Here is a 12,859-nt window from a genome sequence, read left to right as displayed (position 1 = left end):
TTGAGTGTTTTTTTATTGTTGAATGAGTTCTTCTATGTTGGAGGGTCTGATGTAGGTTAAAGCATTAGTAGAGCCTATATAAGAAAGAGGCATACGACTTAACAGCTTCGAAATAGCATGTCTTGAATTGAGTCCGAGGAAATGTTGACACGTTTGGTTTGTCAACGTAGAACCATATATTAAAAAATAATCCGCCACGGCGAGTCTATGTGCCATGCGAGAGCGAGTCGTACAAGTAGGACATTCCCAGGATAGCTTCTTACGAGTCATACTATATTCTTTACATGTAGGACAACGGATTCCTGTCTGGATGTGAGAGGAAGGAATAGAAAACGTCTGTAGGATATCAGAATAATAAGGGCGATGTTTTTGAAGTAATGACTGTTCAAGGGGAGTTAAGGAGAAAGCCTTTTTGTTTTCGTAAGAGGCGTGTAGTTTTTTTATACGCTCAACTGTCACATCAAGGTGTGTAATAGGAACGGAGAGTGTATCTTTAAAGTTTAACTCAGCGTTAGGATTGCTAATTGAAACTAGAGGAAGTAAGGGATAAGTGTAGACATCATGGATATGGAGCCACTGTTTGAGTTGAGCAAGTTGCCGGTTTACTTGAGCCAAAGGATTTTGGTACCTCTTAGTAATTCCATTTTTCACAACCGTGAATTGACCTGATTCATCATCTACTGTAATGACACCAGCCAGATTTTTCACTTCGATCAAAAAACCAACTTGAGGTGTCAGGATAAGGGTGTCTACTTGAAACGATTTCCCGTATACGCTCAATCGGAGGTCATGAAAAATTCGATACGTAGAAAACGGCAAAAAACCTAAAAAATAATCTAAAGCCTGTTCCCCTCGATAACCAGCCCACCTTTTATTTATATCCTTTTCAATCGTGTCACGTTTTGGATGATTTTTAGGCAATCGTCTAAGCAAAGCCTCCGTTTGCCTAATAACAGGAGGCACCGTTCTTTTTTTGATATTAACCAATAGACCACTTCCTTTCACCTCTTAATATAGCAACAATTACCGTTTAGTGGAAAAGATTAGTCTTATTTGGGGTTAAATTGTCTCTGGGCTTGAGCGTGTGTGATAAGAATTGGGCCGCTTTCCCATGAACTTGAGTCGCTCCAGTCAAACTCCCCATTCACTTGAGCCGTTTTTCTCAAATCTTGAGCCGCTTCTCCTCTTCTTGAGCCGGGCACTATACAACTCGAGCCATTTCTCGCTGACTTGAGCCGAATTTTCTCCTACTTGAGTCAATCTCCGCTCAGCTTGAGCCACTAAAGACAATCTTGAGTCTCTTTTACCAGGACTTGAGCTGGTTTCCATGGACTTGAGCCACTTCCCAAATCAGCACTGACCACTTGAGTCACTTTTTCTAAATCTTGAGCCACTTCTCCGTTTCTTGAGCCACCCGCTATACAACTCGAGCCATTTCTCGCTTACTCGAGCCGAATTTTCTCCTACTTGAGTCAATCTCCGCTCAGCTTGAGCCACTATAAACCATCTTGAGTCTCTTTTACCAAACTTGAGCCGTCCCCCATGGACTTGAGCCACTTCCCAAATCAGCACTGACCACTTGAGTCACTTTTTCTAAATCTTGAGCCACTTCGCCGTATCTTGAGCCACCCGCTATACAACTCGAGCCGCTTCTCGCTGACTCGAGCCGAATTTTCTCCTACTTGAGTCAATTTCCGCTCAGCTTGAGCCACTAAAGACAATCTTGAGTCTCTTTTACCAAACTCGAGCCACTTCCTACAAACTTGAGCCACTCCCCCAGCCAGAAGCATTCAAACTTAAGTCACCCTCCCAAACCAAAACAAAAACCCCCGCTCCAAAGCAGGGGCTACCAAAAATTTAGTTAGCTTCTGGGAAGATACGGTCGACCATCTGACCGAATTCTTTAAAGAATCCTCTTACAGGATCACCATTTTGAACATCTTGCACGTAGTCACCTGTCATATCAAAGAAATCTGGATTCGAAGAAACAAATACGTTGTTAATGTCTTTGTCTGCTTCTTTTGCTGCTTTTGAAATTTCTTTTTTCAAGTCGTCATTTAGTTCTTTCGTGCTTTCGCCTTTTTTCACAACGGCTACGTATGCATTACGGTCTGTTTTCAGCACGTATGCACGCTTCACTTCATCAATATCTGCTGTAATTTTGTCAGCAACTTTGTCCGCTACGCTGTATCGACGGTTGTTATCTCTGTCACCTTTATATGTGTCTTCATTGCCAACGTTTTCTTCGCCGTAGTCCTGGCCGTTATTCATTTGGCCGTTGTAAGGACCGTTGTCATAGTCGACTTGGTTAAAGCCATCTCTTTGAGCATCGTAATTCTGCTGATTATGAGCACTTTCATCATAGTTATTGCCTTGAGTACCCATACGGGATTCTTTATCTCCTTCAGCTGTACAACCAAATAAAACTGCAGCAGAAAGAATCGTTACGCCTACTAATTTAATCTTCATGTTGGTACCTCCTAGTTGTATTTGTGCCCTTAGTATGGAATCGTTCATATGGGTTTATACAAAAACAAGCACGCCCAATTTTTGGACGCGCTTGTATAATCCACCTTAGTGATTTCCCGGGTTCTTAAGCTGTGATTTACTTCCCTTTTTTGAACGGTATTCTGTGTTTTTATTGTTATCGCCAGAAGCGATTTCTTTCCCAAACTCTTCGTTCATTTTGCCACCTTTTAGTTTTCCTGTTCGTTTTGGTGAGTTCTGATTTTGGCTTCCTTTACTTCCATTTCGGCTTGTCATGGTTCATCACTCCTTTTAGCTGTCATACATTTATTATCCTAAATGAATGTCTCAACTATTCAGGCATTGTTTGACAAGATCGCCAACAACGTTAAAGAGTGAGGAACTTCATTCTGGTCAAACTAGAAGTAACCCTTTTTGAAAGGGGCAATGCCTCAATGACAGTTTATATAGCTGATTATGATAAAGCTTTGTATTTCACACTTTGGGGGCAATGGGACGACTTACTGATCTTAATGGTGCGAACGAAAGATGATTTTCTCTCGAAGAAAATTGAGTCGTTCCTTCATTCGTATCATTATTCCCAGAACGATCAGGAAGTTATGACATCGCATGGAGATTTAATGCACTACATCGATCACGCGATGATCCATATGCCAGCCTTTTCTATTACAGAATATACAGAAGAAGTTTAGCATCCAAGGTGCTCCTTAAAAAGGGAGCACCTTTTTGAATGAATCGAAAAAACCCCCGCAGCCTAAACTGCGAGGGTCGCCCTCTCCCTTGTTACTTTACAAAACGATCTAAATAGCTTTTAAATTCATCTAACACAAATTGAACCTTTTCTGCCGCCTCTTCTGTTAGACAATCATCTTCTCTAAAAAAACAATGCGGATCTAGAACAAGTTGATTAGGAATAACATTCGCATAAAGTCCACGACCAATGATCCTCATTTGGTTAAGAGAGTTAATTCCGCCCTTGCCACCACCTGCAACGGAAAAAAGTAAAGTCGGCTTATGACGGAAGTAATCACCGCCAAGGAAGTCCAAACAGTTCTTTAAAGCTCCGCTCATGCCACTATGATATTCCGGAGAAAGCCAAACGAATGCATCGGCTTCCATTGCGGTTTCTTGTAACAATTGAACTTCAGCAAGGTCTCCTTGCTCTTTTTCCCCATTAAACATAGGTAAATTCATCGTGCTTAAATCCACTAAATGGGCATTTAACCGTTCAGCTACATGTTTTGCCGCAATACGTGTGCGGCCGTATTTTCTTGGTGTACCATTTATTACAACAATGTTCATGGTCTTCCTCCTTTGCACTCTGGCGATCTGGTATGTATACGTTACCAAAGAAGGGGCTTCTTCAAATCATAACACTCTTTAAAACGTTTTACAGTCCTAACGATTACAAGCGGTCAGCTAAGGAATAGCTGACCGCTTGTATAATTTATGTTCTTGGGTATTCTTGAACAAGTGGGTGAAGATGCATTTCATCGATTTGCATATGCTTGGGGGCGCTCGCCATATAGACCGTTGCTTCTGCAATGTCCCCAACTTTTAGCCATTCATGTTTCTCGGGGGCGCCTTGTTTCGAATCAGCAAAATAGGAATCAACCATCCCTGGATTGATCGTCCCTACACGAACACTGTATTCTCTCATCTCTTGAGCCACTGACCCCATAAATCCTTGAACGGCATATTTCGTTGAAGTGTATAACGAACCATTTGGAATCGTATAGCGACCCACATCAGAAGAAATTGTTATAACTGTACCTGCTCTTTGTTTCTTAAAAGTAGGGATCAGAGCCTTGGTGCACAAAAACACACCTTGTACATTTATTTCAAACGCCTTTCTCCACTCTTCTACTGTGACGTCTTCAACAGGTTTGAACATGCCAATCCCTGCGTTATTGATTAAGATATCTACTCGTCCAAACGCATTTTTCGTAGCTTCTACCACATGATCCACTTCATCTTCATTACTTACATCGGCTTGAAAGGACAGAATGTCTCCGTAGCCCTCTTCTTCTAATTCTTGTTTCGTCGTATGAATATGATCTGAACTTCCGAGTATGGCAAGTTTTGCCCCCTTTGCAGCGAACTGACGAGCAATTTCTTTCCCTATCCCTCTAGAAGCTCCTGTAATTATGGCAGTTTGTCCTTCGAGCATTCTCGACCACCCCTGATCTTTTATTCGTTTTCTACTACTTCTGTCGTTAAGTTCTTATAATTCGTTTCAAACAAATCTTTGCGGCGGTCACGAAGTTGTCTGACCGTTCCAGATTTCCGTTGACGTCTTAAAACCTCAAGGTCTACATCTCCTACAACGACTGTTTCCGTGTTTGGTTGACTTTCTCCTACAATTCCATCTCTTGCAAATTCAAAATCAGACGGTGTGAAAATACCTGATTGCGCGTATTGAACGTCCATGTTCTCTACTTGCGTTAAGTTCCCAACTGTACCTGCAATGACCGTGTATACTTGGTTTTCTACAGCACGGGCTTGAGCGCAATAACGCACGCGAAGGTAACCTTGTCTGTCATCTGTACAGAATGGGCAGAAAATAATGTTAGCCCCTTGGTCTACAGCATAGCGTGATAATTCAGGGAACTGAACGTCATAACAGACTTGAATGGCAATCTTACCGCAATCTGTGTCAAACACCTTCACCGTATCGCCTGCCTGAATGCCCCACCACTTCTTTTCATTAGGGGTTACATGAATCTTATACTGCTTCTCAATCGTTCCATCTCTACGGAACAGATAAGCAATGTTATAAATTTGGTCCTGTTCTTCTACAAAATGAGAACCACCGATAATGTTGACGTTATATTTCACCGCTAAATGCGTGAACAGTTCAATATAGTCCTCTGTGTACTCCGTTACTTTTCTAACAGCTTTAGATGGAATCTTCTCATTGAATAAAGACATCAACTGGGTTGTGAAAATCTCTGGGAACAAGGCAAAATCTGATCCGAAATCGCTTGCAACATCAACGTAATATTCTACCTGGCGTGCAAATTCATCAAACGTGTTGATATTCTTCATCATATACTGTACCGCTGTAATGCGTACAGGGTAGGAGGTCTTAAAATAGCGTTTTGTCGTCGGGCGATAGTCTACATTATTCCACTCCATCAGCGTTGCATACTTGCTAGATGCCTGATCATCAGGCAGGTAGTTCGGATTTACTCGCATGACTGTAAATCCGTTCATAATCTGGAATGTTAATACCGGGTCATAGATGTTTTTATTCATGACCTCTTTTACATACGAACGAGGCGACATTTGATCTTCGTACTGATGGTAGTTCGGAATCCGTCCTCCGATGATGATACTTTTCAGATTCATTTGCTGGGCTAACTCTTTTCTCGCTTCATATAAACGGCGACCGATCTTTAATCCTCGATACTCCGGATGCACCATAACTTCAATCCCATAAAGATTGTACCCTTCAGGATCATGATTGGTGATGTAGCCTTCATCTGTAATGTCGTCCCACGTGTGCTGGTCGTCATACTCATCAAAGTTTACAAGGAGGCTTGAACAACTCCCCACAATCTCTCCATCGGCTTCCACACAGAACTGCCCTTCAGGGAAGTGTTGTAAATGACTTTCTAAATGAGCTTCTTCCCAAGGCTCCATATCTGGAAAACAAATCGACTGCAAATTCATGATTGGCTTAATATCTTCATGCCTTATATTTCGAACGATAACTTTCTTCTCAAATTGGGATAAATCTAACTTTGACATGACTCACTTGTCCCTTCTGTCAAAAATTTCTCTCTTAACTATCGTAATGCTAAATCTCCTCATATGTCTAGTTGGATGATGTATAGCGTCCCCATATTTGCCCAAAAATAGATGTAAATACATAGATGAGGTGACCGTATGTTAGAAAACTGGGATTCATGGACGTTAGGAAAAGTACTAACCCTCCTCCTAACGCTAGGTATATTAATGATTTGGATCCAAATCACCGTTTATCACCACAGAGGTAAATTTCATAAATGGCAAATGTGGATCCCCGTTTTTGCCTTGCCTTTCTTTGCATTAACAAGTTTCCTTGTGGTTGTCTTCCCTTATTCATGGGCAGGATGGTTACAAACCATTATGTGTAGCCTGATTATAGTAGCAGGTCTGTATGGGGGTATTTTACATATTGGAGCCATTGCAGGTCGAACGGGAGGACTCAGATATGAGAATTTGCAGGTAGGCCCCCCTTTTGTTCTCCCGTTTACAGTAGCAGCATTTGCTGTCATTCAACTATTTAATCTATGGTATTAAAGGAGTAATTTATTATGGATAAGCACCCAAAACGAACGCATTACCCAACTTATGACGTGATGAGCGAAAAGAACGAGTGGGATCCTGTGACTCAGCAGGTTTTATTCACACGTATCCATCCGTCTGAAAGTTCCATTTTAACCCCTGATATGAAGCGCACCTTACAGGCTTTAGCTAAAACGTTATTTCCCTCCCATCTTGGTGAACAAACCTTAAGCCTGACGATGGTTCTCGATCAGAGATTAACCGCTAAGAAGCTTAAAGCCTTCCCAAAAGGGGCCAATTTCTCCAAAGAGTTGATTATTTTAAAGGGGTTAACCTTTATGGAACAAGAAGCCATAACAGAACACGGGAAAACCTTTTATTTACTGGATGAAAAGACAAGAAATGAGCTTGTGAGAAAATGGAGAAGCAGTGATGGTGATCCATCTATTTGGGCTGAGGTGCATAGCGATTTATTCTTCTCTACTGTGTCAGCTGAAATTGTAAAAATTATTTATTCAGATCCTGCTATTTGGTCTGATATCGGTTACGGAGGTCCTGCCTTCCCAAGAGGATACTACGCTTTTGGTCCTCACCAGTTTGATGAGTGGGAGGCTAAGCCTCATGGCGAGAACCTCATTTGATGTTTGCATCATAGGGGCCGGAGCAGCAGGCTCTGTCATCGCAGCTCATTTAGCTAAGACGAGCCTAAAAGTTGTTATGCTCGATGCAGGCCCTCACCGCGATCCTGAAAAAGATTTTGCAAGTGATGAATTAGAAATGGAGAAACTGTTCTGGGATGAGCCAAGAGTAAGTGTCGGGCAAGACCCGCTCGACTTACACAGAAGCACATCTGGGAAAGGTGTTGGAGGGAGCGCGGTTCATTATACAGCTCAACTTTTACGTTTTGATGAAAGTGATTTTAGAACGAAAACCACAGAAGACATTGGAGAAGACTGGCCGATTTCATACGAAGACGTCCTTCCTTATTATGAATACATGACGAAACGACTTTCCCTTTCAGGCCCAAACCGATTTCCTTGGAAGACTTTTGGCGATCATTTCCCATACCCAGCTCATCACGACCTTTCAAATAATACTTTGAAGTTCCGTGAAGGCTTAGAAAAAATCGGGATGAATCACTCTGTTTCTCCTCTTGCCATTCTGTCAGCACCTCTTGAGGATAGACATCCTTGCATTAATCGAGGCTTTTGCGAAGAGGGCTGTATGCCAGACGCGAAGACAACACCTTTGAACACCTTTATACCAGAAGCTTTAAATGGTGGTGTTACCCTTTTGCCAGAAGCGACTGTTACATCTCTTGACACCGACAAATCAAAGCGTGTGAAGACCGTCCACTATAAGTTAGACGGACAGAAGCATGAAATCGAAGCCAAAATTGTCGTCCTGGCCGCTTATGCGATTGAGACTCCGCGTCTTTTACTCCATTCAAAAAATGCTGACTTTCCTGAGGGGCTGGCGAATTCTTCAGGTCTAGTCGGAAAATATTTGATGACGAACACAAATGATCATATCATCGCTAAGTTTCCTGAGGAGATCCGAATGTATCGGGGCAATCCCGTTCAAGCGTTAACCATGGATTCCTATTTAAGTGGTCAAGAGAATGGCTTTAAACGAGGGTTCATCTTAAATTCTTATGGAATGAGACCTGTACGTTTAGCCTCCCTGTTCCTAGAAAACGACGAAACATGCATTGGTGAGAATATGAGAATGAGGATGCTTGACTATAATCATTTCACAAGCTTTGCAATGCTTGGAGAAGTGATTGCTCAAGCGAGTAATCAAGTTGCATTAACGGATCAGCTTGATGAGAATGGGGTTCCCATTCCAAAAGTGACCTTTTCTTATCATGAAAATGATCTGCTTATACGAGAACATGCCAAAGAAACATTGAAGTCCATAGCCGTCGCAGCAGGCGGTGAACCTATGTATCATCTACGAGCGCACGCGCATCTTATGGGCGGATGCCGTATGGGTGATACCCCACAATCCTCTGTGGTGAATAGTTACGGACAAAGTCATGATATTGAGAACTTGTTTATCGTCGGAGCTCCTACATTTGTGACCGCTCCTTCTGCCAATCCCACCCTCACCATTTACAGCTTAGCTAAGCGCTCTGCCGAATACATTGAAACATTCTCAAAAGAAATCGGGTGAGATGGGGTGAGATGATTTGAACTAAATGAATTGATTTGCTTCAAAACCCACGGTATGATGGGGATGAAGAGGTGGAGCCAATGAATGGTTTTGAACGAAGAACAGAAATAAAGAAGAAGAAAATTTTAAATACAGCTTTTGAGCTGTTCTCTAAATATGGCGTTCAGAAAGTGAGTATACAGGAGATAGCTAAGTCTGCCCAAGTGTCACAAGTAACCATCTACAATTATTTCGGAAGCAAAGACCAACTTTTGCTTGAAGCCGTTAAATCGTATGGTTTTGAACGCCTTAAGACATTTCAGGAATTAATAGACGACTCCTCTCTTTCTTTTGAAGAAAAAATTCGTCATATTATAACATCGAAAACAACAGACATGCTGAACTTTGACCTCGATTTCATCCAAACCCTGATGTCAAACCAACCAGAAATTAAAAAGTTCGCTAATGAATTTGCTCAAAGCCACTCTATTCCTTTGTTCATGAAACTGATTGAACAGGGCAAAGAAGAAGGCGTAGTGAATCCTTCTTTATCTGGGGATATGATTATGTTTTATATTAATATGTACAACCAAACCATGCGCAATCGCGAATTTTTCCAAGATAAACAAAGCACCCAGCAATTCACTGAAGATATGCTCCAATTATTTTTCTACGGCATTAGTGGGGCAAGAGCATAGTGTGTAAATACACCATACGTATAACAGACCTAAGAGAACATCCAAAACGAACGAAAAAATTTCCACTCATGAAGTAGGCGCCACGTGCTCATATTAATAGTACGCTTCGCATCACAAACGGAGCCATTCCATGAAGGCATTCACTAAACATAATCCTTCATTTAAAATTCTGATTGCCACTCTTTTATGCTGTAAGGGTTCTAGATGATAAGCAATTGCTCATTACACGGAATTGAAGTACTGAAGGAGCGGCTCAAAAAAGGGTCTCTTGCTTAAGCAAGAGACCCTTTCTGTATTTATACATACTGGAGAATACGCGTGAGTTCATGATCTTCTTTATAGGAATTCATTAGGCTGGCTTTTTCTTCTAATAATCGCCTCTCGCTGCCTTGGAAAACCGGCTTACCTGAAGCAAACACCATATATTCATCACTTAATTGCCTTAACTCATACCAGTCGTGGCTAATATAGAGAAGGGTTCTACCTTCCTGATGAAGTTTCCGAAGCCAACCAATGATGTCTTCTTTCGCAGCTAAGTCCACACCAGCTGTTGGTTCATCCAACAAACAAATGGAAGGGTTCTTTAACATTCCGACACAAATGTTCACCTTACGCTTCCACCCTCCTGAAAGACGGTCGATTCGCTCATCCCACACTTCGTCTAGACGCAGCGTTTGAATCATTTCATATAAGAATGCCTCGTCCACTTCTGCAGGCTCGAGTTTTTTCCAAAACGACACCTGCTCCTTAACGGTCAGTTCTTCATAAAGGGCGATCTCCTGGGGAACGTACCCAATTTCAGCTCGAACACGCCGGATTGCCTTTTCGTACGTTTCGCCCAAGAAAGACACCGTTCCTTTTGAAGGTCTTTCTAAGGAAGCAACTAATTTCAAAAACGTAGATTTCCCCGCCCCATTTGGTCCAATAACCCCCACCGAACTCCCTTCCTTCACTGTAAGGGAAAATGAGTTGAGGACATTTTTTCTCTTGTATCGTTTAGACACGTCTTGAAATTGAATCACATACTTCTCCTCCTATCGTTTACGGCTTATGAACAAGCCAGCTATGAGGCCAAGCTACAGTCCAACCAATGTCCGCAGTAGTCAGTGTAAAAGATCCTACTGCTAGTGCTATGAATGTTATAATAGTCCACCTTTTTCTCCCTAATCCCATGAACAAGAACCACGTAATGACTAGAGTCGTTACCATCACACCCAGAGCCCATCCGCTCCATTCTGCAATGAAAAGAAGTGGCGCAGAGGAGAGGGAGAATAACGCTATCGTTGCGGGAAGAAAAGTTCCAAGCCCCATTACAATCATCACCAGAAAATGACCTACAAAATAAGAGAAGGTGGTATGTTGAGTAATCATAATGCGCTGTAGTCGTCCTGTTCGTTGGTCTGCAACTAAGGTTTTCAAAAACAAAATGGCTACAAGCCAAGCATAAAGAAAATACAACCCTATCGTGACCATTTGCCACGAAGCAAAAGTAAATGTTTCTTGATCCTGAGCCTCAGAGGATCTCTTCTTGAAATCCATCTGAAACAAAGGTTCAGGCTCCCAAAACTGATCAGCATATTGAAACCCTTCTTCAAACGAAACAGAAGAGCTTTGTTCAAGTGTGTTCCCTGCTTTGGCATTTAACGAGATTCTCATTAATTCTGCCCCTATGGCTTCTTTCGCAAAGACATCAAGCGTTGAATCTTTAGAACGAATCCATGTAATCGTTTCTTCGACTCCTCCATTTTGAAGCGTTTCTTGAAACCCTTTCTTTATAATAAACGCAGCCTCAATCTCCCCTTTTTGCACACCTTTCTCTGCCTCAGAGGAACTCATAGATAATACGCGTAATCGCTCGGCTTCCTTTACACGCCTCAATACGGTTGTTGAATATGAGCTCTCATCCTCATCAACAATCGCCACCGGAACGGCCGTTTCTTCAGCCGCTTTTTGAAAGAAAGGATAAGATATAATCGTCACAAGTATGGGGAATAAGAGTACGAAGAGCGCGAGGCCAGGACGCTTCTTCCATTTATTTAGATGTAAAGACAGATACGTAAGCATCGCGCTTCTCCTTCCTGAAACCGGCTAATATTGCTAGAGAACTGAGTGATATTCCCCACAGTGCCAATCCCCAATATGGCATACTCTCGCTTCGCTCCCCAAATGCCATAAGGAAGACGTCATAAGTTAACGCAAATGGCGTTTCCTTTCGATAAAGCCAGTCAGGCAAATAAATTTCAGGAACAATAGCTCCTGCACTGATTATCCCAATAACAGAAATGCTCACTAAAATGAGTGACCTGACGCTTGTTTGAACATTCAATCCATACAAGCAAACAGCAAATGCAGATAACCATAAGGCCACTAACAACAGCCCTAAATGAAGTCCTGCTGAATAGTAGACGGGCAATTTCATAATTGCAATGATCCCTACACTGACCTCTAACACAATGAGGAGCACGAGCCACCATTTAAGTTGTTTAATAATGACCTGATGCATGAAAGTGAGGTTCACCATCCTCCATCTCCTACTCATAGAGGTAGAATCGGTGCCACCATCTAGAGCTTGATATAAGATCGTGAAGAATACTACAAAGGTTAAGACTATAGCGATAATGGCATGAACCTTCCACCCCACACTCGCTCCGCTGACCACTCTCTCTTCTTCAAAAGCCTCATTACGATCTAAAGCAAAAAGCGTAAATGTCACGATCGCTTCTTGTAGTTTCTGGTTTCGTTCGTTTCCTGGTAATTGTTTAATATGTAAATCATATACCGCGTTCACAGCACTTTGAGATGCAGAGATGTACTTTGCACCACTCTCCAGAAGAACCGTCAACATCGTTGAATCAAGAGGCTTGTCTTGATTTGTCATAACGGTAATCGGTTCATTTTCTCCGACACGCAGACTCTTCGTGAACCCCTCTGGAATGGTCATAATCCCGGCAATGTCCCCACGCTCAAACGCTTCAAGTGCCTCTTTACTTGTCATAGGATCTAATTGGAGAGCACGCTTCATCCGCTCCTCTTCTGATAATTGATTGACGAGGGATTTCGTTTCAAACGTACGGTCATGATCCACAATCGCAGCTTGAATCTGTTTCTCTTCATCTTGAAAGAAACTTTGGATGCTTAAGAATGCTATAAGTATTATGGCAAGAGGTATAAAAAAAGATAAAAAAAGAGGGGCAGGCCGAAGAACGGTTGCCCTCATTTCATATCTCCATAACGAGAACCCATTCATA

15 protein-coding genes are annotated in these 12,859 nt (G+C 42.1%); 5 read left to right on the top strand and 10 right to left on the bottom strand.

What is annotated here, in order from left to right; all coding sequences use genetic code 11:
- Nucleotides 1–12 precede the first annotated feature (12 nt).
- From IMZ31_RS03370 to IMZ31_RS03355, 4 genes are all read right to left on the bottom strand, one after another.
- Complete coding sequence (locus IMZ31_RS03370) at nucleotides 13–987, bottom strand: nuclease-related domain-containing protein (protein ID WP_207529211.1); 975 nt, start codon at nucleotides 985–987, stop codon at nucleotides 13–15.
- A 144-nt stretch (nucleotides 988–1,131) separates the two neighbouring features.
- Nucleotides 1,132–1,329, bottom strand: coding sequence for a hypothetical protein (locus IMZ31_RS03365; protein ID WP_207529210.1), 198 nt, complete (start codon nucleotides 1,327–1,329; stop codon nucleotides 1,132–1,134).
- Between the two features lie 528 nt (nucleotides 1,330–1,857).
- Nucleotides 1,858–2,469: a YhcN/YlaJ family sporulation lipoprotein gene (locus tag IMZ31_RS03360; protein WP_207529209.1), complete on the bottom strand. Its 612-nt coding sequence runs from the start codon at nucleotides 2,467–2,469 to the stop codon at nucleotides 1,858–1,860.
- 105 nt (nucleotides 2,470–2,574) lie between these two features.
- A complete protein-coding gene (locus IMZ31_RS03355) occupies nucleotides 2,575–2,763 on the bottom strand; it encodes an imidazoleglycerol-phosphate dehydratase (protein WP_188654171.1) in 189 nt (62 codons plus the stop codon).
- Nucleotides 2,764–2,921: 158 nt separating this feature from the next.
- Here IMZ31_RS03355 and IMZ31_RS03350 point away from each other — a divergent pair, with 158 nt between their 5' ends.
- Nucleotides 2,922–3,179, top strand: a complete 258-nt coding sequence (locus tag IMZ31_RS03350) for a YhdB family protein (RefSeq protein ID WP_207529208.1) — start codon at nucleotides 2,922–2,924, stop codon at nucleotides 3,177–3,179.
- A 91-nt stretch (nucleotides 3,180–3,270) separates the two neighbouring features.
- Here the strand turns inward: IMZ31_RS03350 and IMZ31_RS03345 are convergent, their stop codons facing one another.
- The 3 genes from IMZ31_RS03345 to IMZ31_RS03335 all read right to left on the bottom strand — a co-directional run bounded on the left by IMZ31_RS03345 (nucleotide 3,271) and on the right by IMZ31_RS03335 (nucleotide 6,240).
- Complete coding sequence (locus IMZ31_RS03345; protein WP_207529207.1) at nucleotides 3,271–3,789, bottom strand: NADPH-dependent FMN reductase; 519 nt, start codon at nucleotides 3,787–3,789, stop codon at nucleotides 3,271–3,273.
- A gap of 145 nt (nucleotides 3,790–3,934) precedes the next feature.
- Nucleotides 3,935–4,657 carry an SDR family oxidoreductase gene (locus IMZ31_RS03340; protein WP_207529206.1) on the bottom strand — a complete coding sequence of 241 codons (723 nt, stop codon included), beginning with the start codon at nucleotides 4,655–4,657 and terminating at the stop codon, nucleotides 3,935–3,937.
- A 20-nt stretch (nucleotides 4,658–4,677) separates the two neighbouring features.
- Nucleotides 4,678–6,240 carry a GNAT family N-acetyltransferase gene (locus IMZ31_RS03335; protein WP_207529205.1) on the bottom strand — a complete coding sequence of 521 codons (1,563 nt, stop codon included), beginning with the start codon at nucleotides 6,238–6,240 and terminating at the stop codon, nucleotides 4,678–4,680.
- A gap of 138 nt (nucleotides 6,241–6,378) precedes the next feature.
- On the opposite strand from IMZ31_RS03335, the gene IMZ31_RS03330 reads away from it, so the two are divergent.
- From IMZ31_RS03330 to IMZ31_RS03315, 4 genes are all read left to right on the top strand, one after another.
- Nucleotides 6,379–6,774, top strand: a complete 396-nt coding sequence (locus IMZ31_RS03330; protein ID WP_207529204.1) for a hypothetical protein — start codon at nucleotides 6,379–6,381, stop codon at nucleotides 6,772–6,774.
- 14 nt (nucleotides 6,775–6,788) lie between these two features.
- Nucleotides 6,789–7,400, top strand: coding sequence for a gluconate 2-dehydrogenase subunit 3 family protein (locus IMZ31_RS03325; protein ID WP_207529203.1), 612 nt, complete (start codon nucleotides 6,789–6,791; stop codon nucleotides 7,398–7,400).
- Nucleotides 7,381–8,934, top strand: coding sequence for a GMC family oxidoreductase (locus IMZ31_RS03320; protein WP_207529202.1), 1,554 nt, complete (start codon nucleotides 7,381–7,383; stop codon nucleotides 8,932–8,934). The genes IMZ31_RS03325 and IMZ31_RS03320 overlap by 20 nt, the downstream gene beginning before the upstream one ends.
- 80 nt (nucleotides 8,935–9,014) lie before the next feature.
- Entirely contained in the window at nucleotides 9,015–9,611 is a 597-nt protein-coding gene (locus tag IMZ31_RS03315; protein WP_207529201.1) for a TetR/AcrR family transcriptional regulator, read from the top strand.
- 296 nt (nucleotides 9,612–9,907) lie between these two features.
- Here IMZ31_RS03315 and IMZ31_RS03310 read toward each other — a convergent pair whose 3' ends face one another.
- The 3 genes from IMZ31_RS03310 to IMZ31_RS03300 are packed head-to-tail and all read right to left on the bottom strand — an operon-like array spanning nucleotide 9,908 to nucleotide 12,858.
- Entirely contained in the window at nucleotides 9,908–10,633 is a 726-nt protein-coding gene (locus IMZ31_RS03310) for an ABC transporter ATP-binding protein (RefSeq protein WP_207529200.1), read from the bottom strand.
- A 19-nt stretch (nucleotides 10,634–10,652) separates the two neighbouring features.
- Entirely contained in the window at nucleotides 10,653–11,675 is a 1,023-nt protein-coding gene (locus tag IMZ31_RS03305) for an ABC transporter permease (protein ID WP_207529199.1), read from the bottom strand.
- Complete coding sequence (locus IMZ31_RS03300) at nucleotides 11,644–12,858, bottom strand: ABC transporter permease (protein ID WP_207529198.1); 1,215 nt, start codon at nucleotides 12,856–12,858, stop codon at nucleotides 11,644–11,646. The genes IMZ31_RS03305 and IMZ31_RS03300 overlap by 32 nt, the downstream gene beginning before the upstream one ends.
- Nucleotide 12,859 lies beyond the last annotated feature (1 nt).

It is taken from the genome of Pontibacillus sp. ALD_SL1, assembly GCF_017355605.1.
Note: the sequence above shows the minus strand (reverse complement) of the source record. Positions and strands in the feature narration are given on the sequence as shown.

Coding starts and splice junctions, on each gene's coding strand:
- IMZ31_RS03365 (WP_207529210.1), bottom strand. CDS start 1,329: ATGGAAACCAGCTCAAGTCCTGGTAAAAGAGACTCAAGATTGTCTTTA.
- IMZ31_RS03360 (WP_207529209.1), bottom strand. CDS start 2,469: ATGAAGATTAAATTAGTAGGCGTAACGATTCTTTCTGCTGCAGTTTTA.
- IMZ31_RS03355 (WP_188654171.1), bottom strand. CDS start 2,763: ATGACAAGCCGAAATGGAAGTAAAGGAAGCCAAAATCAGAACTCACCA.
- IMZ31_RS03350 (WP_207529208.1), top strand. CDS start 2,922: ATGACAGTTTATATAGCTGATTATGATAAAGCTTTGTATTTCACACTT.
- IMZ31_RS03345 (WP_207529207.1), bottom strand. CDS start 3,789: ATGAACATTGTTGTAATAAATGGTACACCAAGAAAATACGGCCGCACA.
- IMZ31_RS03340 (WP_207529206.1), bottom strand. CDS start 4,657: ATGCTCGAAGGACAAACTGCCATAATTACAGGAGCTTCTAGAGGGATA.
- IMZ31_RS03335 (WP_207529205.1), bottom strand. CDS start 6,240: ATGTCAAAGTTAGATTTATCCCAATTTGAGAAGAAAGTTATCGTTCGA.
- IMZ31_RS03330 (WP_207529204.1), top strand. CDS start 6,379: ATGTTAGAAAACTGGGATTCATGGACGTTAGGAAAAGTACTAACCCTC.
- IMZ31_RS03325 (WP_207529203.1), top strand. CDS start 6,789: ATGGATAAGCACCCAAAACGAACGCATTACCCAACTTATGACGTGATG.
- IMZ31_RS03320 (WP_207529202.1), top strand. CDS start 7,381: ATGGCGAGAACCTCATTTGATGTTTGCATCATAGGGGCCGGAGCAGCA.
- IMZ31_RS03315 (WP_207529201.1), top strand. CDS start 9,015: ATGAATGGTTTTGAACGAAGAACAGAAATAAAGAAGAAGAAAATTTTA.
- IMZ31_RS03305 (WP_207529199.1), bottom strand. CDS start 11,675: ATGCTTACGTATCTGTCTTTACATCTAAATAAATGGAAGAAGCGTCCT.
- IMZ31_RS03300 (WP_207529198.1), bottom strand. CDS start 12,858: ATGAATGGGTTCTCGTTATGGAGATATGAAATGAGGGCAACCGTTCTT.